Raw genomic sequence first — 24,922 nt, 5'->3', positions numbered from 1 at the left:
AAAAAACCGGCGGAGCCGGTTTTTTATTGTCTGAAGAACGCCAAATCGCGGCTACTTCGCCGTTTTATCTTCTACGCGATAGTCCGAAAGCGATGAGAACGTGCGGGTTGCTTCATCCAGCACATCAATAGAACCGGTTTCAATATCATAAACCCAACCGTGTAAGCGCAAACGCCCCTGCGCTGTCGCCAATGCCACCGACGGGTGAGTTTTAATATTCGCCAGCTGCGCAATCACGTTCTCACGTACCAGAGAATTCAGCCGATCTTTGGGTGAAACATGCGGCAACGCGGCATTGACCAGCTTGGCCGAATCCGCATGACGCAACCAGGCTGCGACCGCAGGCAGATGATCCAAACACTGACACTCGGCAATCGCGCTCATGGCACCACAGTTTGAATGCCCGCAAATTACCACATCGGTAACGCCTAGCACTGCCACAGCATATTCTACCGTCGCGGAAACACCGCCAGGCTCAGGCCCGTAAGAAGGCACAATATTTCCGGCATTACGAATGACAAACAGCTCTCCCGGCTCCCGTTGAGTCAGCAGTTCCGGCACCACGCGGCTATCAGAGCAAGTCACAAACAGCGCGCCGGGACTCTGTGTATCGGCCAGCTGTTTAAATAGCTCAGAACGCTGTGGAAACACTTCTCGTTGGAACTTCAGAAAACCGTCAATAATATCTTGCATCATATCTCTCCTCGCCCGTTCAACGCTGGCCCACGCCAGCACGCTGGCAAGTTTTGTCGCTTACCATAATAAATATCCTATCAGCGGCGCGCCTATTACGGTAATAATTCCAGCCAACATCATGACTAGGCTAGCGACTACCCCTTCCTGTTGCCCCATTTCATAAGCTTTGGCCGTTCCTGCACCGTGGGAAGAGGCGCCCAAACCGGCACCTTTTGCTAAACCGCTACGCACCGATAGCCGCAGAAACAGCAAATCGCCTACCGCCATACCGAATACGCCGGTAATCACCACAAACAGTGCGACCAAATCGGGCTGTCCACCCAACTGTTTCGCCGCTTCCAGCGCAAAGGGCGTGGTGATAGAGCGCACCGCCAGACTGCGCTGCACCTCTTCCGAGAGCGTCAGCAGCTTCGCTAGCCATACCGAACTGGCTACCGCAACGGTAATCGCAGTTATCACTCCTGCGCTGAGAGAAAGCCAGTGACGACGAATAATCGACAGATTCTCATACACCGGTACCGCAAAGGCGATAGTGGCTGGACCAAGTAGCCATAACAACCAATGGGTTTCTCCAATATAATCCTGATAGGAAATATGAGTAACCACCAGCAATAACACCAAAATCATGGGTGTCAGCACGAGTGGCATGAGCAGCAAGGAACGGCGACGAAGATAGAGTTTCTTATTGGCAAAATAAAGCCCCAGCGTCGCCAAAAAGCACAGGATACTGATAATAAAGTCATTCATGATGAGCTGATTTACGCCGCTGTAGCCAGATTTCAAACCGATAGACTCGATCGACCACTAACCCGGTAGCGGCCAGTGTCAGCATGGTACTCACGGCGATAACGGCAAAAATCTTCCAACCCTCAACCATTAATAGCTGGGAATAATTCACCACGGCTACCACCGCCGGAACAAAGAACAGCAGCATTTCTGCCAATAACCAGCGAGAACCGGCTTTAACCCAGCCCATCGGCATAATGCGTAATACGATCAGCGTCAGTAGCAACAACATACCTACGATATTGGCTGGCAGTGGCAAATGGAAAACCCGAACTAATTGATCGGCAATCACAAAGAGCCCAACGTATAACGCCACTTGAACCGGCACCTGTATGCGTTGGAGGAAAGACGGCGCAAAACTGCGTAACGCCAATGACATGAGTGAACCCCAATGGGAAAGATTTTACAGCATCCAGTATAGGCGCGCGGAAAGCTTGCCAAAAATGAATTAAAATTATCTTAATCATGCCAAATTGGCATACTTAGGGTGATGCTCAAGCTACCAGCCAATTTTTGGGGAATACAGATGGATATCCGTACCTTACGCTACTTTGTCGAGGTCGTACGCCAGCAGAGCTTCACTCGCGCCGCAGAGAAGCTGTTTGTCACTCAGCCAACTATCAGCAAAATGCTGCGCAATCTGGAAGAAGAGCTGGAATGCAGTCTGTTGATTCGCGAAGGTCGCCGCCTGCATTTAACCGATAGCGGTCAGGCCGTTTATCAGCGCGGTGTCGCCATTTTGGATCAGTTTCAGCAGTTAGAAGCCGAGCTGGAAGATATTGGTTCGCTGAAAAAAGGCCGCCTGCGCCTGGGCATACCGCCGATGGTCGGCACCCAAATGGCGGTATTAATCAGCGAATTTCGCCAAAGTTACCCCGGTGTAGAACTCCGTATTGCCGAATTCGGCGGCCTGACCGTCCAGCAGGCAGTGCTTTCCGGCGAGCTGGATTTAGCGCTTACCGCCCTGCCCGCCGATGCCGATTTGCCTCTGACTTCATTACCATTATTCAGCCATCCACTGTGCGTGGTGGTGCCGCGCACGCCCTTTTGGCTGAACCGAACCACCATTAGTATTCCCGAATTGGCAGAACAGTCGATCCTGATTTATAACGAGGATTTCGCGCTTTATCGCCAGTTGATGGACGCATTCTCCGCTAACGGATTTTCACCGAAAATTGCCGTTCGCAGCGGTCAATGGGATTTTCTGGCTGCGATGGTGCAGGCCAATATCGGCATTGCCATTTTGCCGGAGCCTATCTGTCAGCGGTTGGATAAGAGTACGTTACTGTGGCTTCCGCTGGAACCTTTACTCCCTTGGCAACTGGGGCTGATTTGGCGCCAGGGCAGCTATTTGTCCCACAGCGCGCAGGCGTGGATTGCCCGTTGTCGAGAATTCTGGCCCAACGGCTCGTTATTAGGAAAAAAACGGGAGAGTTAATGCGAGGCTGAGTGACGGGAGAAACGAGCGGAGCCTGACGACTCCGCTCATTAAGGGAATTAACCTTCTTTTTCTATCAGCAAGGCTTCCAGCAAATCCAAATCGTGCAGTAGCTTTTGCAGCGTTTCGTTGCTAATTTTCTGCGTCGCGCGCAAATGGTAAAGCTCGCCGCGTTCTGCCCGTAACGCGGTTAAACGGAAGCGACGCTCCAGATTCTCTATCAGCAAGGTATTTTCGATTTCGTCTTTACTGCCAGTGCGCCGCCGCAAAGTCCCGATTACCCGCGAACTGACCTCCTTCAGCAATTGCTCGTCAATATTCTCTTCCGTACTGGCCGCCAGACGTTCTTCCATCTTATTCAGGCTAACAATAGCCACTTCGGCCATTGCGGCCTTGGCGGCGCGAATTTCTTCACGGCTGACGCTTTTATCCCCAACCACGACGCCGCGTAGCAACAGCGGCAAGGCAATTACCCCCATAATCAGCGAGAAGAGAATGACACCGGTTGCGATAAATACCAGTTGGTAACGCGATGGGAACGCGGTGCCATCGCTCAGTAATAACGGAATGGACAACACACCGGCCAGCGTAATCGCCCCACGCACGCCAGCAAATGAGGCGACCCATAACTCACGGGTGGTGTACTCACTAAACAACAGCGGGCGTTTTTTCATGACTCGCTTACTGATGCGTTTCATCAGCCACAGCCAGCTAAAACGCAGCATCAGCAGCGCCACATAGATAATGGCGACGTCGGCAAACAGGTTCCAGGTTTGAATAGTTGGATCCAGCTCGGCCTGTAGAATCGAGGTTTCCAGAATCCCCGGCAGTTGCAGACCCAACATGATAAACACCATGCCGTTGAAGACGAATTCCAGCATCGACCATACGCTATCCGCGCGCAGGCGCATTGCCAAAGGCGCATTACGAATGACGCCGGACTGACTGATGGTCATCCCCGCAGCAACCGCCGCCAGAATCCCCGATACGCCAATATGTTCAGCAATCAAATAAGAGGCAAACGGCAGTAATAGCAGGAAAACGATTTGCGTCGCTGGATCGTCACCGCTCCAGCGGCTCATAATACGCAGCGATTTACTGTACAGCCAGGTTACGGCCACACCGGCCAACAGCCCGCCAATCGCCACTTTCAGGAACTCTAGCGTAGCGCCAGAAACGCTGAAGATCATGGTGCCCATCGCCACGGCAATAGCAAACTTCAACGCCACCAGACCAGAGGCATCGTTCATCAAGGCTTCGCCTTCCAGCACGCCCATGATGGATTTTGGAATGCGCCCTTTGCCCACAATACCGGACAGCGCCACGGCATCGGTTGGCGAAAGCACGGCAGCCAGCGCGAAGGCGGCAACCAGCGGAATCCCCGGAACCATCCAATAGATCAAATAGCCAACGCCAACGACCGTAACCAGTACCAACGCCAAGGCCAGACCGAAAATCTCCCGACCGTGATGAATAAACTCGCGGGTAGGCGTTTTCCAACCGTCGGCAAACAGCAACGGAGGAATAAACAGCACCAGGAATAGCTCGGGATCGAAATTAACGTGCAACCCAAAGTGGGGCCAGGCGAGCAAAGCACCACAAACGATTTGCATCAGAGGGAGAGGGATTTGAAACGGCAACATCCGGGTGACAACACCTGAGAGTGATACCACCAAAATCAGGATGAGGATTGTAAAAAAGATTTCCATGCTTTCCTTAGACTCAACGCGACTTAAGTTCTGATCTTACCCACACTCTTCAAGGGGCGGGGGGCCTGATAGGTGATAGTAGATCACTTTTTTCTTCGCGGGGAAAAAACCTGTTACTGACAGCAGCAAAAGCATAAACAGCGGGGAGTTTGACTAAAAATAGCGGTAAGGAGAGGCGATTACCGCTCCTTACCAGCCAGATGAAACAGTTAAATCAGATAGCCCAGCCGCCGGCATAGAATGCCACCAGCGCGATGGCAATAATCACGGTGCCGATATTCAGCTTACGCCATTCGCCAGAGAAAATACGGCCAATCACCAGAGAGCTGAAGCCCAGCATAATGCCGGTAACGATGTTGCAAGTCAGTACGATAAACACCGCACACAGCAGGCCAGACATCGCATCAACAAAGTCGCTGAAATCCAGTTTGGCTACGTTGCTCAACATTAATAAACCGACGTACATCAGAGCCGGTGCCGTAGCGTAGCCAGGAACCAGATAAGACAGCGGAGACAGGAACAGAATCAGCAGGAATAAAATACCGACTACCGTTGCCGTCAAACCTGTTTTGCCACCCGCAGCGGTACCTGCCGCAGATTCGATATACACCGCCGCCGGAGCCGCGCCGACCAAACCGGCAAAAATGCTGCTCACCGAGTCAGACGTTAAAGCTTTACCGCCGTTGATAATCTGCCCGTCTTTATCCAACAGATTAGCCTGCCCCGCCACCGCCCGAATCGTACCGGTGGCGTCAAACACCGCCGTCATCACCAGCGCCAGTACGCTTGGCAACACCACGGGCTGCAAAGCCCCCATAATATCCAGACTGAAAATCAGCGAGTCGCCGTTGGCATCAGCCAGACTTGGCATCGCAAACAGACCTTGGTAAGTCACGCTTGGATCAAAAATCAAGCCAATGATTGAAATGGCGATAATCACCAGCAGAATGCCACCTGGCACCCGCAGTTTCTCCAGACCAAAAATCACCGCCAGACCCAATAACGTCATGATCACCGGGAAAGAGGTGAAAGCGCCCAACGCCACAGGCAAACCTTCCAGCGGGTTTTTAATGACCAGACCGACACCGTTGGCAGCAATCAGCAGTAAAAACAGGCCAATACCAATCCCTGTACCGTGAGCGACGCCCATCGGCAAATTACGCAGAATCCAGGAACGAATGCCCGTTACCGAAATAATGGTGAACAGTACCCCCATCAGGAATACCGCGCCTAAAGCCACGGGAATACTGATGTGTTGACCGAGAACCAGACTGAACGCGGTAAAAGCGGTCAGAGAGATGGCGCAGCCAATGGCCATCGGCAAGTTCGCCCATAAACCCATTAACAGAGAGCCAAGCCCGGCCACCAGACAGGTTGCGACAAATACTGCCGTCGGCGGAAAACCGGCTTTGCCTAACATGGCTGGCACAACTATGACCGAGTAAACCATGGCCAAAAAGGTTGTCAGACCGGCCAGAACTTCTTGGCGCACATTGGTATTGCGTTCGCTCAGTTTAAAAAATGCATCCAACGCGCCTTTCGGCTTTATACCGTCGTTCGCTTGAGGATTGGTGCTAGACATGGTTATGTCCCCTGTGTGTCAACAAATAGCCTGCACGCGGTTCCGACAAAATCGCTTTCATTACTGAGCATCCATCGAGCTATTTCCCCGAAATAGTCACGCTGGAAAGAAAAGCAAACGATTAGCTGGCTGCGCGCATAACCGAAAAAAAGTAAGGTTTATTCAAGGCAAACGATTATCTAGCCATCCATAGTGACTAATCAACACCAGATAGCGACATTTAATGCATTTTATGACATTAAATAGCCATTCTCAGAAATGTGCGGGGGATCTCATCCATAGAACGCCATTTTTATGTCGTTAAAATTGGGCAAAAGCCTGGGTGAGAATAATAACGAAAATGCCAAACGGCACGAGCGGGGAATAATCTGGATCACCGGTTTCCACAAAGTTCGGCCAAAGCCGCCAAGGGGAAACCGGTTTTTTATCACTGGCTGACGAAACGGCTCTAGCGAACCAGTTCGAATTTACCGCCACGCTCTACCGCACGTTGGTATGCTGGCCGGCGGTGAATCCGCGCCAGAAAATCTTGCAGTTTCGGGTAGCGGGATAGCCCTTTTCCTGCATCGATAGCCTCAATGGGGAAACTCATCTGCACATCTGCCGCACTAAAATCTTTGCCAGCAAACCACTTATTGGTACTCAAGTGCTGTTCCAGATAATCCAGATGCGTGGCGATCTGCTTATCCAGATAATTTTTCTGCACTCCTTTGCCGATTGCTCCCGCCACCGGACGCAGTAACCACGGCATCGGCGGGTGTCCCAGACGACCAAAGATCAACTTCATCACTAACGGCGGCATCAGTGAACCTTCGGCATAATGCATCCAGTAACGATATTGTTGGCGGTCGTAATGATCTGTCGGCTTGAATTCACCTTGAGCATCATATGTTTCCTGCAAATACTCAATAATGGCTCCCGACTCCGCCAAAGTCATATCTCCATCGGTAATCACCGGCGCTTTTCCCAGCGGGTGAACCTTTTTCAACTCACGCGGAGCCAGCAGGCTGCCCGCATCACGCTGATAGCGTTTTAGGTCATAGGGTACTTGCAGCTCTTCCAGCATCCATAAGATACGCTGAGAGCGAGAATTATTCAGATGATGAACTATGACCATAAGAAAACTCCAGAGTAGAAAAGCAGAGATCGGAAAAACTGAGTATAGCCGAGGATAATCGCCAACTTTTATTACCTTGCTAATCAGCTGATAAAAGATTGTTCAGCCAGTCGGCCATAAAGGAACGCCACAGGCCAATATTCCGCTTCAATGTTATATCAGAGAGCATCACTTTGCGGTAAACGGATTCGCCATGAGAATAAATAGGCGTTGGCGATATTTTACTTAGAGGAAGGAAGATCGATAAACTCTTGCTCAATCAGGTATTTCTTGTCACTTAGCATGGTTAGCGCGCCCTGAAGCGTTGCTGATATCCCAACCAGATCACGCCATTCCACCAGACTGTTTTTCCAGATATATTTCCACCCTTTCTTGCCTTTGATGTAGGTTAACTGGAGTAGCTCAATCTGCACCTTATCTACCGAAGCGGCTGATAAATAAATGCGCCGACCTTTCAGTTCATAAATCAGTTTAGCCCTAAGCCCAGCCGACAAATCCGCATTAAAGCTGGCGCAAAACGATGCCAGTATCCCTTCAAGATCATCTAATTCCTCCATACCGCTAATCATCCGCACTCCCCTTGCTTAACTTGCATGATTGAAAGCCTGTTTGCATCCTATCCTTGATGTTATTGAACTCCCGGTCTTCATCGGTCCTATCAAGATAGGGATCCTGAATACACCCGAGATGATGTTGGCCTGTTGTTATCTCTATAGTGGTTATGTCAGCCAGAGCCGCCTGAGGGTGTTATCATTGCTCAAAACTTATCATGACATCCAGCCCGATAAATGGAGTCCAGCGACCAATGACTGACGATTTTAACCGCACCGCCAAGGTATTATCCGTATTTGACTTTGACGGCACGCTGACACACCACGATAGTTTTATCCCTTTTTTGCAGTTTGCTTTCGGCAAAAGATACTTTGTCCGTCGTCTGGTAAAACTAGTATTACCTACCATTAAGTGTCTTCGACGAGAACTTACGCGGGATGAGCTGAAAGAAGTGCTGATCAAAACCTACCTGACCGAGGTTGAGGATACATGGGTCCGGCAAAAAGCCGAAGAGTTCTGTTCTCTTTACTGGAGCAAATTAATGCGCCCTGCCGGGCTGCTGGCAGTAGCCACGGAAGTGAACTCCGGAGCCGAAGTCACGCTATGTTCCGCTTCACCGGCAATGGTACTGCAACCTTTTGCCGACAAACTCGGCGTTAAACTTATCGGTACTCAGCTTGAGGTAAAAGACGGTTTACTGACCGGGCGCATCAGCGGCCATAACTGTCGCTGCGCGCAGAAGATCAAACGTCTGGAAAGTGTGTATGGAAATCTGGCTGATTATCACCTGAGAGCCTGGGGAGACACCCGAGGCGATTACGAGCTGCTGGCCGCCGCTCAGGAGCCGCACTGGCGGCATTTCCATCCAGTCTGGTCTAAAAAGAAATCTCGACTGGCGAAATTACGCCAGACCAGCTTAAACCCGCCGCATCAGTAATAGCTCATACCTATCAGATAATGCGTAATGCGCCCCGACTCAGGGGCGCCCAAAATTATAGAATGCGCTCAGCAACAGCGGCATCGTGCCAGTCCTTAAACTCCTCTAGGAGCAGGTCATAAAGCCGGTCTTCTTTTAACGTGGCAAAGTTATCGATAGCAAAGAAATGGGTGTTATCCATCCGACGCTCAGTAAAGCTATCCAACTTTTCCAGAATTCCGTAATTTGTCCCCCCCAGCCCAACGAACTTCCAAAAAATCGGGTAATTGGCCGAGCGTCGTATGGCATTCTTGATTTCTCGGGTTTTACTGATCCCACCGTCAGTAATAAAAACCACATACACCGGCAGCTCACTGCTTTTAAAGAAATCGACAATTTCTTCCATTACCGGTGGCTCATTGTTGACGCCGCCCAATCCAGGCAAATTCTCCCACGTCGTACGTTTAGATGTATTTTGAATAGAATCAATATAACCATCGAGATTATCTAGCGTGACATCCGGATATTTACGGTGCCGCTCAGCAAATCCCCAAACATCCATCGAGCCATCGTCGTCAAACTGTACGGCTAATACCGCGATACGATCTAGCACTGCCTGGACATTTCCTCGATTAAATTGCCCCTTCATCGAACCTGATGCATCCAGCACAAAAGCCACTTTTGCTTGCACTGATTGTAGTTTGTATTTATTCAGGCTAACGACGGCATTTTTTGCCAGATTGACCAAACGAGGCGCTTTTTGTTCGAGCTTTTTCTCCAGGCTTACTGTTGGCGTTGAGGTTGAGGTTGAGGTTGAGGTTGAGGTTGAGGTTGAACGAGCTGGCGGTGGTGTCGTTGCGATATCAACGCCAAAATTGATCGCCAGCGGTTCCAGCCCACCGTTGAATCCTTGCCCAAGTGCTCGCAGCTTCCAATGTCCGCTATATCTGTATATCTCCGCCACGATCAGTGCTTTTTCGCTACGCCCGGAGGTTTCTACAGTAAATAAAGCTACATTGTCAGTCTCTGTCTCAGCGGAAAAATGTAGTTGTTGAAGGCTGGCAATGGAGTCCTGCCCATCAATAACCAATGTAATGGCGACCTTGCTGATTTCGGCATCAATCTTGGAAAGATCCAACGTGATTACGCTGTTTTGCGCTGCACTTTGTAAAGTCAGACTCCCATCCGCCGCTACCGGATGATTGAAAAAGAAAAAATCATCATCTCCTCTCACTTTTCCGCTGGCGGTCAATAAAAAGGCTGAGGTATCAACCTCGCTTCGGAAAGAAGGAGTTGTTGGGTAAGAAAGTGTCAGTTTGAGTGAGTTCTGAGTTAACGCGATGTTCTGGCCAGCCTGAAGATGCATATCTAAAGTCCTTGGTTCCATATCAAACTACAGTGGTCATTTTCCTATTATTTACGGGTTTTACTCATAAAAAACCCCGGTAATCACCGGGGTTTTTTATCACTGCGGAAATTAGACGTTTACGCCGTGCTGGGAGGCCAGCGCAGATAAACCGCCAGCAAAACCCTGCCCTACCGCTTTGAATTTCCACTCGGCACCGTGACGGTACAGTTCGCCGAAGACCATCGCCGTTTCGGTAGAAGCGTCTTCAGACAAATCGAAACGAGCAATTTCAGCGCCAGAATCGTTGTTGTAAACACGCATGAAGCTGTTGCTCACCATACCAAAGTTTTGTTTACGACCTTCGGCATCGTAAATAGTGACGGCAAAGACCAGTTTCTTCACGTCAGCCGGAACTTTGGCCAGATCGATTTTAACCTGCTCATCATCGCCGTCGCCTTCACCGGTGCGGTTGTCGCCCTGATGTTCAACGGAAGCACAAGGGCTGAGTTTGTTATTGAAGAAAATGAAGTGAGCGTCAGACAGCACTTTACCGTCTTCACCGACCATAAATACGGATGCATCCAGATCGAATCCCTGACCGTCGGTCACACGAGAATCCCAACCCAGGCCAACCATAGCGATGTTCATGGTGGGTGCTTCTTTAGTCAGGGATACGTTGCCGCCTTTAACGAGAGAAACTGCCATTTTAAAGCTCCTGCTTATAATTGGATTATTGGGCAACGACTTGCTGCCCAAGTATTAAACGGTGGCGATTAGAACGCGTTAATACCGTACTGTGCGCAGACGGAAGCCAGACCGCCAGCGTAACCCTGACCTACTGCACGGAATTTCCACTCTGCGCCGTGACGGTACAGTTCGCCGAACAGCATGGCGGTTTCGGTGGAAGCATCTTCGGTTAGATCGTAACGAGCAACTTGAGTCTGGTTGTCATCATTGACCAAACGGATAAATGCGCCAGAAACCTGACCAAAGTTCTGACGGCGAGTTTGTGCGTCATGAATAGTGACTACGAAGACAATTTTGTCTACGTCAGCTGGAATATGATCCAGCTTGATTTTCAGGGATTCATCATCGCCATCGCCTTCACCGGTACGGTTATCACCGGTGTGAACCACCGAACCATCGGCAGATTTCAGGTTGTTATAGAAAATGAAGTCTGCGTCGCCGCGTACTTTTCCGTTTGCAGCCAGCAGAAATGCTGATGCATCAAGGTCGAAATCCTGACCATCGGTAGAACGTGCATCCCAACCCAGTCCAATCAGGACATTCTTCATGGTTGGAGCCGCTTTGCTCAGGGAGACATTACCGCCTTTAGATAAAGAAACGCTCATGTGAGTAACCTCTTGAGTTGATATTTTTCGAATTCAAATTCAGGAATCGGGGATCAGTTCCCCTTTTCTTCCTCAGGGTCCGGTTTGCCAGGGAACATTACGCTGGCAATGATACCTACCGCCAGCACACCCAGAACCACAAACAGACTCGTGGTGGCTGAAATGTTGTAACCGTGGTGCCAAATGTGATCTGTTGCATTCAAACCCAGTTTCGCGGCGATGAAGAACAGCAACGCAACAACGGCCTTTTCGAGGTGAACCAGATATTGTTTCAATGCTTCCAAAACAAAATACAGCGTACGCAGACCCAAAATAGCGAACATCATGGCGCTGTAAACAATCAGAGGCTCGCGGCTGACGGCAATAATTGCCGGTACGGAATCGAAGGCAAACATCACGTCAGACAGCTCGACTACCGCAACACACAGCATCAGCGGGGTTGCGTACAGTGCGGCTTTGGTTCCACGCCCTACGGTAACGTCCTGATTTTCCGGCTTCGCCAGTTCTTCATCAACTTCTTTCTGATTCAGCAAGAAAGCATGACCTTTCAACTTCGGCCAAATCGGGAAGAAGCGTTTTACCATGCGATAAGCCAGATGCTGCGAATAATCTTCAATTTCATCGCTTTCGCCGCCGCTTCTCAGCATCATCACCGCTGTCCAGGCCACAATCAGCGCAAACACGATTTCAACATAAGGCCCAAGGCTCAATAGCCCGGTACCGATAGCGACGAAAATGCCACGGAAGAAGATTGCCCCGATAATCCCCCAATAGAGAACCCGGTGACGGTAACGGTCCGGCACCGAGAACCAGGAGAAGATCGCCATCATGACGAACAGGTTATCGACCGAGAGGACTTTCTCCAACGCATAACCCGTAACGAACAGGCTGGCAACTTCCGCGCCGTGATGAAGATATAGGAAGCCGGCAAACACCATCGCCACAAAGATCCAGAAAATAGACCATAAAGCGGCGCTTTTCAGCGAAATAGGCTTGTCATGGCGGTGCATGAACAGGTCGATAAAAATGGCTCCCACAGACAAAGCAATAAAGACAATGACTGTTTCAGTTGGGAAGCCGATATGCGTGGATACCATATATAACCCTTACCAAATACTTATATTCAGAGGCCGAATTCAGCAGGCTCAAAGCCCAGTGCGACGGCGATTTCACGAACTGCCTGTTGTTCATTCTGGTCAAAGTCACCGTCACTTTTCGCGACGGCAATCCCGACTCGAATCGCCAACTGAGCGGCTTCAGGCTGATCTTTCAGAGCAAGAATGTGCTTCATGGTTTCCCCTTTGCCAATTTCGAGATCGAAATCGAAGCTGGAAACCAGTTTGTTAAAGAATTCAATAACCTCAGAGGTATCAAACACACTTAACTCATCGGATGCGCGCAGAAAACCAATCATCTTCTGTTTTTCTTCCGCGCTAACGCCGTCGCTGGAAACCGCAATACGTGCACACACGGCCACGGTACCTTGCATGAATTTTTTATTTTTGAAGCGACTAACCTGCTTAGTCAGCTCCGCACGACCCGTATTGAATGCGCCTTTAACTTTGTTGAAAAAACTCATTCTGTATTCCTTATTATTGTCTGAAATTACTTTGAACCCGCTTTCCAACGGAATCCCCAGCCAAGCGCTTTATCCATATCGCTGTGGTCTTTAAAGAACTGGTTGATACGTTCAACTTTGATCGTTCCCTGCTCGTTGACCAACCGGGCAATGGCACACATGTTGCGGCTGTTTTGCCCCTCGGTCATACGCGTTTCTATCGGCGGTTGATCTGGAATATGGATAGTGACGACGCCGTCGGTATTATCCCAGCTCGCGACACCTTCGTAGATAAAGGCGAAAACCAATACCTGACGAATATTCTTCCATTCCCGACCGTTGATATGCAGCCATTCGCCCTCTGATACATCCCCGGTACGATCGTCGCCCTGCAATTGCACGAAAGGTTCCTGATGGTACGAACCAAAGCCGTTCCCCAAAGCCTGAACCACCGACTTATGGCCATCATCCAACTCGACGAAAGCACCTAAATCCAGATCGACACCTTTCTTCGCGCTAAACATGCTGCGCAGGCCGGAGGAAGAGCTGCCGCGATGCCAGTTCAGGTTAATGCGGATTTCGCCAAAGTTGTCACGCTTCGCGAGGCTTATCGCCGGTTTATCTTTGGTGAGGGAAACTTTGCTCAGGTTGATCTTAGCCGGAGCGGGCGTGGGTGCTGGAGCCGGAATCGGCGCAGGTGCAGGTGCAGGAGTATCCGCAATATCGACGCCAAAATGCTCAGCCAATGGCTTAAGACCGCCGTTGAAGCCCTGCGCGATGAAGCGGAATTTCCATTCGCCGTTACGGCGATACAGTTCGCCCAGAATCAAAGCGGCTTCCTGACGGCCAGTCAGTTCTACGTTGCCGCAGATCAGCACGTCGTTTCCATCCTCAACCTGCACCGACAAACGTTGCAGACCAGAAACGGTCTGATTGCCATCGCAGGTCACCGTAAACGCCACTTTCTCAACGTCTGAACGCAATCGCGTGACATCCACGGTAAACAGAGTGTCGTTGCCTTGAGCAACCAAACTAACGGTGTTGTCGTTATTAACAGGCTGACCGTAAAACACCATATCGGCGTCACCCTGCACTTTTCCGTTGGCAAACAGCCGAAATGCAGAGGCATCGACGGGTGCGCCGGATAACACTCTTACCGTCAATGACTTAGAAGGTACGGGGGCATTGCCCCCTGGAGTCATATTCATTAGCGCACCACGGTAGCAACAATATCCGAATGCATATCGTCAATAGTCCGACCGCGGCAGGCGTGACCATGAGCGGTAAAGTCCCATTGCCCGTTGTTACGGCGCAGTGACGCAATAACAATACCGGTATGAGCCCCCTGGTCGGTTAGCTGGTAACGAGCCATTTCTTTATTATTTCCCCGATCCACGACGCGGCAGAATGCGTTATCTACGTCATTAAACGTCTGGCCGCGAAAGCTGTTAACGGTGAACGCGAGGTATTCAACCTGATGTGGTAAGCGGTTCAAATCCACGCGAATCACTTCGTCATCGCCGTCGCCTTCACCAGTCAGATTGTCGCCGGTATGAACAACGGAGCCGCAAGACGACTCTAATTTACGGAACCAGATAGTATCGATGGTATTACCGGATTTATCCATTAATACACAACCCGCATCAAGATCAATGGAATTATTTCCGCCAAAAAGGCTGCCTAATAACCCTTTTTTCTTAATTGGATCCCAGCCTAAACCAAATTGAAGTTGGCTAAGAGAAGAAGATTGTTTACTCAGTGAGACCGTCTGGTTTTTGCTTAATGAAACCATATTTTATATTCCTTCAACAGGATATGAAAAATAACCACATTTTTTACATTAAAGTCGTGAATCCAAAAATCATATCATGATGAAGTTCTTGAACAAGTTAATTTTTAGTCATTATCGTTAACAAATCATTTATTTGAATGATATATAAGATATTTTATTTTTATATCCTTAGCGGAATAAGCTTTTTTGCCATCTAAAATCTTTTCATATCTTTACATTATAAACACAAAAAATATAAGTCATAATATGATTGACATACAAAAATAACGTCCATAGACTCTCGGCTATTTAATTCGCCTGTCGGCCCTGCGTGGAAATAGATATCAATGGCACATAAAATTTGGCTTATGGAAGGTTTGTCCTCCCAACGGGATATTATTCAGGGCATTAATACTTTCGCTAAAAATAAAGATACGGACATTTTCGTTATTGCTTCCCACCGTAATGAACGTAATGAAATTCTGTCGCAGGCGGACTTGGCAGTACTGGAGCCAAAAGAAGAAGAACAGCGCCTTTCTTTTATTCTCTCACTGGTTAAAAGACTTGATATTCAGGCCATCCATACCGGGCGCAATTCCCTATGGTTCGAATCCCATCGCAACGAAATTGAATGTTCCGGCGTAAAACTCACTACCGGAGCCCATAGCGTGGCGCGGCTTGAACTGGCGGATGACAAAGTGAGTTTTGCCCAGTTTATGGAGCAGCAAAACCTGCCGGTCGTGCCTTCTATTCGCGTGGAATCACTGTCCGAATTATTCCATTTCATCACCCACTCTCCCTTTGGTTTAAAACCTTTGTGCGTAAAACCGGTAAAAGGGATTTATGGCATGGGATTCTGGCGCTTCGATGACAAGGTTTCGGCTATGGCGGCGTTTACGCATCCGGAAAACCGCAGGGTGAATCCGCACTTGTATCTTCGCGCCCTCGAAGAATCGGATAGTTTTGAACCGCTGGTGTTGATGCCCTATCTGCCTGGCCCGGAGTACTCCGTTGATATGTTGGTTGAGCGAGGAAAAGTGCTGGCGGCGGTGGCTCGTCGTAAAGAAGGTGCTCTTCAGTCTCTGGAAAACGCAGGGGAAGCTTACGAGCTGGGGAGAGCCTGTGCCGAGGCCATGCAGGCTGACGGACTGGTCAACGTCCAAACCCGCCACAATGACAGCGGCAAACCCGAGTTACTTGAAATCAATATGCGCCCTTCCGGCGGCATCGGCTACACGCGATTCAGCGGCGTCAACCTGCCGGGTTTGTTTGCCCTGCGCCAACTGGGATTAATGAGCCAGCAAGAAGTGATGGACGAAGTCCGTAGCGCATTCACCCCCGCTATCGTTCGATCCATTACCGACGTTGTGCGTTATAGCCCAACCTTGACCAACCTACTCCCGCAGGAATAGTCACCATGAATAATCACTCTGGCCTTCAGATATACCGCAGAGAGCTTTCCTGCGGCACTCTGAGTGTGACGCCAACCGGAGGCATCACCACCTTCGACGACCTGTTCGAAATAGCAGAAAGGCGTAATCCTAAACGGGCATTTCTTTTTGTCAGCAAAGTGCTTGGCAGACATATACCGGTTTCGCCGACGGTAATGCGTTCGGTTTACCGTCAGTTAGGGGAACAAATTCCCTCCCTGACGACAGGGCCGGTGCTGTTTATTGGCATGGCTGAAACCGCCGTTGGCCTAGGAGCCGGAGTGTTTGATGAAATTCGACACCGTGTGGCCGAGCCGGTCTATCTCACCTCAACCCGGCATCCGGTAGAGGGCGAGTTACTGTGTGAATTCAAAGAGAACCATAGCCACGCCACCGATCATTTGATTTACCTGCCGCAAGACGCCGAGCTGCGCCGCCGGGTATTACAAGCCAAAACCGTGGTTTTAATCGACGATGAAGCCACCACCGGAAATACCTTTATTAACCTGCTCGCGGCATTAAGAGAGACTGCGGGTCTACACCATATTCAGCAGGTGATTGCGGTCACACTGACCGATTGGAGCGGTAGTTCCATCGCGGAACGCTGCCCGCTGCCGGTGCAAACCGTTTCCTTGGCGCAGGGAAACTGGCACTGGGAGAAAAATCCTGACGCACCTGTGCCAATCATGCCTTCTGTGAATATCACCGCTTCCGGCAACGTCCCGATAACCGGTAAACAAAGCTGGGGACGGATCGGAATGAATGAGCCTGAGAATGATCTTGGGCTATCCATTCAGACGACGGAAGGAGAAAAGCTATTGGTATTGGGAAGCAGCGAATTTGTCTGGGAACCCTTCTTACTGGCGGAGCGGCTGGAAAAACAGGGAGCAGAGGTCAAATACAGTTCAACGACCCGCTCACCGATTGCCACCAGCTTCGCGATCGAATCGGCCATTGCCTTCACCGATAATTACGGATTAGGCATCCCTAACTTTGTCTATAACGTGGCTCATCAGCGTTTTGACCGAATCTTGCTATGTATCGAAACGCCGACAGAAAGCGTCGATCCCGCACTGCTGGAGGCGCTGAAAAAAGTGGCTCCCTCCGTTGAGGTTATTTCCTATGAATAAGCCGGTTATTTTTTCCGATCTGGATGACACCCTGTTTCAAACGCGCCGCAAGATGGTGAATGAGCTGGATTTGCAGCCTTACCGCACCGGTGCCTTGGATCGCAGCCTGGAACCGCGCAGTTTTATGACGGAAGAACAGACCATGCTGGTGGATTGGATGCTAGAGCATGCCGAGCTGATTCCCGTCACCGCGCGAGGAACCGAGGAAATCGCTCGGGTCACTATTCCGTTTCGTTCATGGGCCGTGACCACTCATGGTGCCGTGATTCTCGATCCTCAAGGCCAGCCGGACGAAGGCTGGAAAACGCAGATGCTGGCGGCTTTACAGCCTTACGCAGAAAAGCTAGTCACTATGCAGCGTCAAATGACCGAACTCATGGAAGCCAGAAATATCAACGGCTGGGCGCGGCTCAATTACGAATATAACCATACGCCGATCTATCTGGTGATGAAGCATCGGGACAGCACCAAACTGGATGAGCTAAACGCGATTGGCGATGAAATTGAACAGATTTTCTCAACCGACGGTTTCTATATTCATCGCAACAGCAACAATATTGCCTGGCTACCGGAGCCGGTAGAGAAAGGGTTGGCGGTCACTTATTTACTGAACAAACTGCGGGAGGAACGGGGCGTATTTCCGGTTATCGGGCTCGGTGACAGCCTGAGTGACCACCGTTTCATGAAACTCTGCACCTGGTATGGATTGCCTCGCCAGAGCCAGTTTGCTGAAAGCATCGCCAGCAAAATCTTTGGAGAAAAATAATATGCATGATTTCATCCCTTTTTCCGGTTCCTATCTACCGGAAGACGTTCATTTCCTGCTGAAACCGGTCGAAATCGAAATGACACCGGTGGAACAAAAAGAACGGTTGATTCAGTCTGGCGCACGCCACTATTCGGAAATGCTGAGTCAGGAACCGGAGCCAACCTCTTGGCACTTAGATTTATTCACCCGCGCTCTCGATAACGGCGCAGATCGTCTTGCCAAAGAAGTGGTGATGCTGGCTAAGGCCTTGATTCAACGTTTCGGCGATACGCCGATTGTATTAACCAGCCTGGTGCGGGCAGGTGTCCCTCTGGGCGTTATGCTCCACCAAACGCTGCGGGCAATGGGAAAGGAATCTCATCATTACGGCATTAGTATTATCCGCGACCGCGGTATTGATACCGTTGCGTTAGATTGGATTGAAGCTCGCCACGGTACCGAAGGCATTGTTTTTATTGATGGTTGGACGGGGAAAGGAGCGATTACCGGCGAGTTAGTGCGTTCGCTAAAAGATCGGCCAGGCTATCCAGAACAGCCTCGTTTAGTGGTGCTGGCCGATCCCTGCGGATGTTCGTGGCTTGCCGCCAGCGACGACGATTGGTTGATTCCTTTCGGCATCATGGGCGCACCGGTTTCCGGCTTAATCTCTCGCTCGATCTGGTCGGCAGAAGGGCTGCACGGCTGCGTTCAATGCGATCACCTCAGCCAATATGAATGTAGCCGTAAGCTGGTGGATACCGTAGCGGCATCTCGCCAGACCTTAGATCTTGCCGCCATCCCCGCCAGCGATTGGGATTCTCAGCAAAAAACCTATCTAAAGCAGCGCAGCGCACAAGTTATCAGTGCGCTGGCAGAAAAATATCAGATTTCCAGCGTCAACCGTATTAAGCCCGGCATTGCCGAAGCCACGCGCGCTGTATTACGTCGTGTGCCTGATCATGTTCTGGTGCGCTCCGTCAATGACCCTGATGTCGCTTTGCTGGTTTATCTCGCCCGCGAGAAAGGAATAACCATTACCGAAGTCGGTGACGAGATTGGTCAATACCGCGCAGTCACAATCATTAAAAAGGTACTCTGATGAACAAACGGCTCTCCCCTTGGCATTTGGGCGCGACATTGTATATGCCTGCTACCCGCACAGACATTGCCGAGGCCATCTTACATAACAAAATTAGTGGGTTACGCTCGCTGGTTATCTGTCTGGAAGATGCGGTAAACGAAGCTGATATTCCCACGGCTTTAATCAATTTACGTGAGCTGCTAGCGGTTCTCGCTCAGGCCAAGGCTACTGATGGCAATAGCCATTGGCCGCTGGTTTTCATTCGCCCAAGGCATATTGAAATGGGGCAATGGCTAACGGAAAGTCTGGATCTCAGCCCGATCGATGGGTTGGTATTGCCTAAATTCACTTTGGCGTCATTGCCCGAGTGGTGGGCAATCATACGAGATAGCCATTTATGCATGATGCCCACGCTCGAAACCGAAGAGGTTTTCGACGTCGTTCAAATGCGCCAGCTTGCCAGTGAGCTACAAGCTCATCCTTGCCATCAGCGTATTATTGCTTTGCGTATTGGGGGCAACGATCTGATGAATGTGATTTCTTTGCGACGAACGCGTGATTTCACTTTGTACGACGGCCCTATGGGTTATGTGATTAAGATGCTGGTGGCCGTTTTTTCCTCGCGGGATTTTGCCCTAACAGCGCCGGTCTGCGAACACATTGATGACCATCAGGTGATGAATAAAGAGCTGGCTCTTGATATGGCTCACGGTCTGGTTGGGAAAACAGCCATTCATCCTAATCAAATCAGTAAGATAGAACAGGCCTTAATGGTATCACCCACGGATTATGCCGATGCATTACGTATCCTGAACTCAACCCAGGCCGTATTTAAATCTCAGGGATCAATGTGTGAACCCGCAACCCACCGTCGCTGGGCCTCCGGTATCCTCGCTCGCGCTCAGGTTTATGGTATTAGTGCGGAACCGGGGCAAGACGGCGTACGTCTCATGACCGTGACTCAGAACAGCTGAAGGGAACAGCATACTGATTTATCTTAAATTTAGGATCTTCCTGATATTATACACGCCGCAAAGATCGAAAATACCGAGTTGGTTGGCCTCCTGTGGCACAAAAAAACAGGGGAAACCATCTTGGCTCGAAACAGGATTATCTGTTGAGGCTGGCCGGAGTCGTCATTTATGCACTACTCTTTGAAGCGGTGAACATCTCAGGATTAACCAAATGCATCAGCAAGATAACGGGAAACCATCTGGTTATCAGGAAGATGTCCACCGTCTTTATCTTCCCGGCAATAGAATTCTTGACCATGAATGCAGGCGGTAACTAACTATGCAACTCAGCACAAAACAGGCTCGAATCTTCACACTGGCAAATATTCTGGGTTCGGGAAAACCAGTCTCTGCCATTCGAATTATTTCGTCCCTTGATTGTTCAGAGCCTACGCTGACCCGCGCGCTAAAAGAACTGCGTGAATCCTATTCAGCTGAAATAAAGTACAGCAAAGCCACTCATTCTTATCAGCTGGTTAGCCCCGGGAATCTGGATAAAAAAGCCTTACGTAGTATGGCCAAAGTACTAACCGCCCACGCGGAGTCAAAAAACAACGAGGTGGTTAGTCGAGTGTTTCTTGATAAGGATAAAAAGCGAGCGGTGTCGCTTTCGCTCAAAGGATCTATCTTACGTAAAATAGATAAACTGTCCCGATTGATCGAATCCACCCGTAGCGAAGCCGTAGAAATGCTTGCCAATAACTGCATTGATGATTTGATCCGTCATCTCCAAACCGCCAAAAAAGAGAAATAATTGCCGGTTTCTCAAAAAGAGGATGAATTAGTCTTTGAAGGCCAATTCATCTCCCCGGTACGCCTGTAATCTGCCCGTAACCTCTAGCGCCAAAACCAAGACTCTAAAAAAAGTGAAAGCGTATTGCGGCATTTCAGTCAAAGCCCGTATCCGATTGCAACTGCCAGAAACGAAAAAACCCAGCGATTACGCTGGGCTTTGATGTTTTATCTGTCTTTAGATGACGCCGATAAGAACCCGAGGATCAGAACGGGATATCGTCATCAAAATCCATTGGTGGCTCGTTGCCGCCCTGCTGCTGTGGCGCTGGAGCAGACTGCGCCTGACGTGGAGCCTGGCCGCCGCTGAACTGATTGCCACCCTGAGGTTGCTGAGGCTGACCCCAACCGCCCTGTGCGCCATCGTTGGAACCACCCTGCGCGCCGCCAGCAGGAGCACCGCCGCCTTGACGACCACCCAGCATTTGCATGGTGCCGCCAACGTTAACAACCACTTCCGTGGTGTAACGTTCCTGGCCGCTTTGATCCTGCCATTTGCGAGTTTGCAGTGCGCCTTCGATATAAACCTGTGAACCTTTACGCAGATATTCACCAGCCACTTCTGCCAGCTTGCCGAACAGCACTACGCGATGCCACTCGGTTTTCTCTTTCTGCTCGCCGGTTTGCTTGTCACGCCAGCTTTCGGAGGTGGCCAGTGTGATGTTGGCAACTGCCCCACCGTTCGGCATGTAACGGACTTCCGGGTCTTGGCCCAAATTCCCGACCAAAATCACTTTGTTTACGCCTCTGCTGGCCATGTGAACTCTCCTGATGAAGTAAATTTGTACAGTATAAACGAGTAAGTTTAACACGCTAGAGCCTAAACGGCACTGCCGATCGTTACTGCGGGACACATTCCAGTTTAGCAAAACAATCAGCCTGAATTGCAGCCATATACTGGATATTCATTCAGGTTTTTTTGTGTCATAATTATCCGTTTCGTACTGGCCGTGTCCTTTTTCTGGCGTTGCAAAGTGCATTTTTTACATTAGGCTGCGCAATAAAGGACACGGTGAGAGGCTCAGTTTAATCCGGGAAATGTTTGTATGGATAATATCGAAGTTCGGGGCGCTCGCACCCATAATCTCAAGAATATCAACCTGATTATCCCGCGCGACAAACTGATTGTTGTCACCGGCCTGTCTGGCTCTGGTAAGTCTTCACTGGCGTTTGATACCTTATATGCCGAAGGCCAGCGCCGTTACGTTGAGTCTCTTTCCGCCTATGCGCGCCAGTTTCTGTCATTGATGGAAAAACCGGACGTTGACCATATCGAAGGTCTGTCTCCGGCCATTTCTATCGAACAAAAATCTACGTCTCATAACCCGCGTTCCACTGTCGGAACCATTACCGAAATTCACGATTACCTGCGCCTGCTGTTCGCTCGTGTTGGGGAGCCGCGCTGTCCGGATCATGATGTTCCGCTGGCGGCGCAGACCGTCAGCCAAATGGTTGATAACGTGCTGGCACAGCCGGAAGGTCGTCGTCTGATGTTACTGGCTCCGGTGGTGCAGGATCGCAAAGGCGAACACACCAAAACGCTGGAAAACCTGGCGACACAAGGCTATATCCGCGCGCGCATCGACGGCGAGGTTTGCGATCTTTCCGATCCGCCGAAGCTGGAACTACAGAAAAAGCACACCATTGAAGTGGTCGTGGATCGTTTTAAAGTGCGGGAAGATCTGGCTCAGCGTCTGGCAGAATCCTTTGAAACGGCGCTAGAGCTATCCGGCGGCACCGCGATCGTGGCCGATATGGACGATGCAAACGCCGAAGAACTGCTGTTCTCCGCCAATTTTGCCTGCCCAATCTGTGGCTACAGCATGAGCGAGCTGGAACCGCGCCTGTTCTCCTTTAACAACCCGGCCGGTGCTTGCCCGACCTGTGATGGCTTAGGCGTACAACAATTCTTCGATCCGGATCGCGTGCTACAAAACCCTGAGCTCTCGCTGGCTGGTGGTGCAATTCGCGGTTGGGATCGCCGCAATTTCTATTATTTCCAGATGCTGCGTTCACTGGCAGAGCACTATAAATTTGATATTGAAGCCCCGTTCAATTCCCTGAGCGCGGAAACGCAAAAAGCAGTGCTGTACGGCTCCGGCAAAGAAAGCATCGAATTCAAATACATGAACGATCGTGGCGATACCACGGTACGCCGTCATCCGTTTGAAGGCGTGTTACACAACATGGAACGCCGTTATAAAGAAACGGAATCCAGCGCAGTTCGGGAAGAACTGGCGAAATTTATCAGCAACCGCTCCTGTGCTTCTTGCCACGGTACTCGCTTACGTAGAGAAGCGCGCTATGTGTTTGTGGAAAACACCACGCTGCCGGAAATTTCCGAATTAAGCATCGGCCACGCTCTGACCTTCTTCCAGAATATGAAACTAAGCGGCCAACGCGCCCAAATTGCGGAAAAAGTCCTGAAAGAGATCGGCGACCGGCTGAAGTTTTTGGTCAACGTCGGTCTGAACTACCTTTCCTTATCACGTTCCGCCGATACGCTATCCGGCGGCGAAGCCCAGCGAATTCGCCTAGCTAGCCAGATTGGAGCCGGTTTAGTCGGGGTCATGTATGTGCTGGATGAGCCGTCCATCGGCTTGCATCAGCGGGACAACGAGCGCCTGCTGGAAACATTGATTCACCTGCGCAATCTGGGCAATACCGTCATTGTGGTAGAGCATGACGAAGATGCGATTCGCGCCGCAGATCATGTGATTGATATCGGCCCAGGCGCTGGCGTTCACGGTGGGCAAGTGGTGGCAGAAGGAACCGTCGATGACATTATGGCGGCTCCAGAATCCTTAACCGGCCAGTTCCTTAGCGGAAAGCGGGAAATTGCGGTTCCAGCGCAGCGTGTTCCCGGCGATCCGAGTAAGGTGTTGAAGCTAATCGGCGCTACCGGCAACAACCTGAAAGACGTGACCTTAACTCTGCCGGTTGGCCTGTTTAGCTGTATTACCGGCGTATCCGGTTCGGGCAAATCAACGCTGATTAACGACACTTTGTATTCCATTGCACAGCGTCAATTAAACGGCGCTACCATTACCGAACCAGCACCATACCGTGATATTCAGGGTTTGGAACATTTCGATAAAGTCATAGATATCGATCAAAGTCCTATTGGCCGGACTCCACGTTCCAACCCGGCAACCTATACCGGTATCTTTACGCCTGTGCGCGAATTATTCGCCGGGGTTCCTGAATCTCGCACCCGCGGCTATAACCCAGGCCGTTTCAGCTTTAACGTGAAAGGTGGGCGCTGCGAAGCCTGCCAGGGCGATGGCGTAATTAAGGTGGAAATGCACTTCCTGCCAGATATTTACGTCCCTTGCGATCAGTGCAAAGGTAAACGCTATAACCGTGAAACGCTGGAAGTGAAATACAAAGGCAAAAACATTCACGAAGTATTGGAAATGACCATCGAAGAAGCGCGGGAATTCTTTGATGCGGTACCTGCGCTGGCGCGTAAGCTGCAAACCCTTATTGACGTTGGGCTATCCTATATTTGTCTGGGGCAATCAGCGACGACGCTGTCCGGCGGTGAAGCGCAGCGCGTGAAACTGTCGCGCGAGCTATCCAAACGTGGCACAGGGCAAACCCTGTATATTCTTGATGAACCGACTACCGGCCTGCATTTTGCCGATATTCAGCAATTGTTGGCGGTATTACACCAGCTGCGCGATCAGGGCAATACCATCGTGGTAATTGAGCATAATCTGGACGTGATTAAAACCGCAGACTGGATTGTGGATCTTGGCCCGGAAGGGGGCAGCGGCGGCGGTGAGATTTTAGTATCAGGTACACCGGAAACCGTTGCTGAGTGCGAAGCTTCTCATACCGCGCGTTTCCTGAAGCCACTTTTGGCGCGTAAATAAAAGCGCAATAAAACGTGCTATCGGG

The 24,922-nt window shown here is 50.4% G+C and carries 24 protein-coding genes; 9 read left to right on the top strand and 15 right to left on the bottom strand.

Annotated elements, in window-relative coordinates; all coding sequences use genetic code 11:
- Positions 1-51: 51 nt before the first annotated feature.
- The 3 genes from ACQ4OC_RS08800 to ACQ4OC_RS08790 are packed head-to-tail and all read right to left on the bottom strand — an operon-like array spanning position 52 to position 1,861.
- A complete protein-coding gene (locus tag ACQ4OC_RS08800) occupies positions 52-693 on the bottom strand; it encodes a carbonic anhydrase (RefSeq protein ID WP_064515450.1) in 642 nt (213 codons plus the stop codon).
- Positions 694-753: 60 nt separating this feature from the next.
- Positions 754-1,443 (bottom strand): LrgB family protein, encoded by a 690-nt coding sequence (locus ACQ4OC_RS08795; RefSeq protein WP_120805642.1) that lies wholly within the window; start codon positions 1,441-1,443, stop codon positions 754-756.
- Positions 1,436-1,861, bottom strand: coding sequence for a CidA/LrgA family protein (locus ACQ4OC_RS08790; RefSeq protein WP_064515454.1), 426 nt, complete (start codon positions 1,859-1,861; stop codon positions 1,436-1,438). Before ACQ4OC_RS08790 ends, ACQ4OC_RS08795 begins: the two co-directional genes overlap by 8 nt.
- A gap of 147 nt (positions 1,862-2,008) precedes the next feature.
- Here ACQ4OC_RS08790 and ACQ4OC_RS08785 point away from each other — a divergent pair, with 147 nt between their 5' ends.
- Positions 2,009-2,920: a LysR family transcriptional regulator gene (locus tag ACQ4OC_RS08785; RefSeq protein ID WP_120805638.1), complete on the top strand. Its 912-nt coding sequence runs from the start codon at positions 2,009-2,011 to the stop codon at positions 2,918-2,920.
- A gap of 59 nt (positions 2,921-2,979) precedes the next feature.
- On the opposite strand, the gene ACQ4OC_RS08780 is transcribed toward ACQ4OC_RS08785, so the two are convergent.
- The 4 genes from ACQ4OC_RS08780 to ACQ4OC_RS08765 form a co-directional block, all read right to left on the bottom strand.
- Positions 2,980-4,629: a Na+/H+ antiporter gene (locus ACQ4OC_RS08780; protein WP_064515458.1), complete on the bottom strand. Its 1,650-nt coding sequence runs from the start codon at positions 4,627-4,629 to the stop codon at positions 2,980-2,982.
- Positions 4,630-4,843: 214 nt separating this feature from the next.
- A complete protein-coding gene (locus ACQ4OC_RS08775) occupies positions 4,844-6,211 on the bottom strand; it encodes an NCS2 family permease (protein ID WP_064515460.1) in 1,368 nt (455 codons plus the stop codon).
- A 448-nt stretch (positions 6,212-6,659) separates the two neighbouring features.
- On the bottom strand, positions 6,660-7,328 hold the full coding sequence (locus tag ACQ4OC_RS08770; protein ID WP_064515462.1) for a glutathione S-transferase family protein: 669 nt from the start codon (positions 7,326-7,328) through the stop codon (positions 6,660-6,662).
- Between the two features lie 221 nt (positions 7,329-7,549).
- Positions 7,550-7,897 carry a hypothetical protein gene (locus tag ACQ4OC_RS08765; protein WP_064515464.1) on the bottom strand — a complete coding sequence of 116 codons (348 nt, stop codon included), beginning with the start codon at positions 7,895-7,897 and terminating at the stop codon, positions 7,550-7,552.
- Between the two features lie 236 nt (positions 7,898-8,133).
- Here ACQ4OC_RS08765 and ACQ4OC_RS08760 point away from each other — a divergent pair, with 236 nt between their 5' ends.
- Complete coding sequence (locus tag ACQ4OC_RS08760) at positions 8,134-8,817, top strand: HAD family hydrolase (protein ID WP_064515466.1); 684 nt, start codon at positions 8,134-8,136, stop codon at positions 8,815-8,817.
- A gap of 55 nt (positions 8,818-8,872) precedes the next feature.
- Here the strand turns inward: ACQ4OC_RS08760 and ACQ4OC_RS08755 are convergent, their stop codons facing one another.
- From ACQ4OC_RS08755 to ACQ4OC_RS08725, 7 genes are all read right to left on the bottom strand, one after another.
- A complete protein-coding gene (locus ACQ4OC_RS08755; protein WP_430971104.1) occupies positions 8,873-10,162 on the bottom strand; it encodes a VWA domain-containing protein in 1,290 nt (429 codons plus the stop codon).
- A 111-nt stretch (positions 10,163-10,273) separates the two neighbouring features.
- Positions 10,274-10,849 carry a TerD family protein gene (locus ACQ4OC_RS08750; RefSeq protein WP_064515470.1) on the bottom strand — a complete coding sequence of 192 codons (576 nt, stop codon included), beginning with the start codon at positions 10,847-10,849 and terminating at the stop codon, positions 10,274-10,276.
- A gap of 68 nt (positions 10,850-10,917) precedes the next feature.
- Positions 10,918-11,496, bottom strand: coding sequence for a tellurium resistance membrane protein TerD (terD, locus tag ACQ4OC_RS08745; RefSeq protein ID WP_064515472.1), 579 nt, complete (start codon positions 11,494-11,496; stop codon positions 10,918-10,920).
- Between the two features lie 53 nt (positions 11,497-11,549).
- Positions 11,550-12,593 (bottom strand): TerC/Alx family metal homeostasis membrane protein, encoded by a 1,044-nt coding sequence (locus tag ACQ4OC_RS08740; protein WP_064515473.1) that lies wholly within the window; start codon positions 12,591-12,593, stop codon positions 11,550-11,552.
- A 26-nt stretch (positions 12,594-12,619) separates the two neighbouring features.
- Positions 12,620-13,075, bottom strand: coding sequence for a tellurite resistance TerB family protein (locus tag ACQ4OC_RS08735; RefSeq protein ID WP_064515475.1), 456 nt, complete (start codon positions 13,073-13,075; stop codon positions 12,620-12,622).
- Between the two features lie 26 nt (positions 13,076-13,101).
- Positions 13,102-14,262, bottom strand: coding sequence for a TerD family protein (locus tag ACQ4OC_RS08730; RefSeq protein WP_430971103.1), 1,161 nt, complete (start codon positions 14,260-14,262; stop codon positions 13,102-13,104).
- On the bottom strand, positions 14,262-14,846 hold the full coding sequence (locus tag ACQ4OC_RS08725; RefSeq protein ID WP_064515478.1) for a TerD family protein: 585 nt from the start codon (positions 14,844-14,846) through the stop codon (positions 14,262-14,264). The genes ACQ4OC_RS08730 and ACQ4OC_RS08725 overlap by 1 nt, the downstream gene beginning before the upstream one ends.
- A gap of 326 nt (positions 14,847-15,172) precedes the next feature.
- Here ACQ4OC_RS08725 and ACQ4OC_RS08720 point away from each other — a divergent pair, with 326 nt between their 5' ends.
- From ACQ4OC_RS08720 to ACQ4OC_RS08695, 6 genes are all read left to right on the top strand, one after another.
- Positions 15,173-16,237 carry an ATP-grasp domain-containing protein gene (locus tag ACQ4OC_RS08720; protein WP_120805632.1) on the top strand — a complete coding sequence of 355 codons (1,065 nt, stop codon included), beginning with the start codon at positions 15,173-15,175 and terminating at the stop codon, positions 16,235-16,237.
- A 5-nt stretch (positions 16,238-16,242) separates the two neighbouring features.
- Positions 16,243-17,385 carry a phosphoribosyltransferase domain-containing protein gene (locus ACQ4OC_RS08715; protein WP_120805630.1) on the top strand — a complete coding sequence of 381 codons (1,143 nt, stop codon included), beginning with the start codon at positions 16,243-16,245 and terminating at the stop codon, positions 17,383-17,385.
- The gene (locus ACQ4OC_RS08710; protein WP_064515484.1) at positions 17,378-18,151 is read left to right on the top strand and encodes a hypothetical protein; all 774 of its coding nucleotides are present in this window, start codon (positions 17,378-17,380) and stop codon (positions 18,149-18,151) included. The genes ACQ4OC_RS08715 and ACQ4OC_RS08710 overlap by 8 nt, the downstream gene beginning before the upstream one ends.
- Before the next feature lies 1 nt (position 18,152).
- Positions 18,153-19,232 carry a cysteine protease StiP family protein gene (locus ACQ4OC_RS08705; RefSeq protein WP_120805628.1) on the top strand — a complete coding sequence of 360 codons (1,080 nt, stop codon included), beginning with the start codon at positions 18,153-18,155 and terminating at the stop codon, positions 19,230-19,232.
- Positions 19,232-20,188, top strand: a complete 957-nt coding sequence (locus ACQ4OC_RS08700; protein ID WP_064515488.1) for an HpcH/HpaI aldolase/citrate lyase family protein — start codon at positions 19,232-19,234, stop codon at positions 20,186-20,188. Before ACQ4OC_RS08705 ends, ACQ4OC_RS08700 begins: the two co-directional genes overlap by 1 nt.
- A gap of 319 nt (positions 20,189-20,507) precedes the next feature.
- Positions 20,508-20,981, top strand: a complete 474-nt coding sequence (locus ACQ4OC_RS08695; RefSeq protein ID WP_064515492.1) for a hypothetical protein — start codon at positions 20,508-20,510, stop codon at positions 20,979-20,981.
- Between the two features lie 244 nt (positions 20,982-21,225).
- Here the strand turns inward: ACQ4OC_RS08695 and ssb1 are convergent, their stop codons facing one another.
- Complete coding sequence (ssb1, locus tag ACQ4OC_RS08690; protein WP_049598032.1) at positions 21,226-21,777, bottom strand: single-stranded DNA-binding protein SSB1; 552 nt, start codon at positions 21,775-21,777, stop codon at positions 21,226-21,228.
- 288 nt (positions 21,778-22,065) lie between these two features.
- On the opposite strand from ssb1, the gene uvrA reads away from it, so the two are divergent.
- Positions 22,066-24,897: an excinuclease ABC subunit UvrA gene (gene uvrA / locus ACQ4OC_RS08685; protein WP_430971102.1), complete on the top strand. Its 2,832-nt coding sequence runs from the start codon at positions 22,066-22,068 to the stop codon at positions 24,895-24,897.
- The last annotated feature ends 25 nt before the right edge of the window (positions 24,898-24,922 follow it).

It is taken from the genome of Yersinia sp. J1, assembly GCF_050586585.1.
GTDB classification, from domain to species: Bacteria; Pseudomonadota; Gammaproteobacteria; order Enterobacterales; family Enterobacteriaceae; genus Yersinia; species Yersinia entomophaga.
The sequence above is the reverse complement of the archived record's forward strand: the minus strand, read 5'-3'. Positions and strand labels throughout refer to the sequence as shown.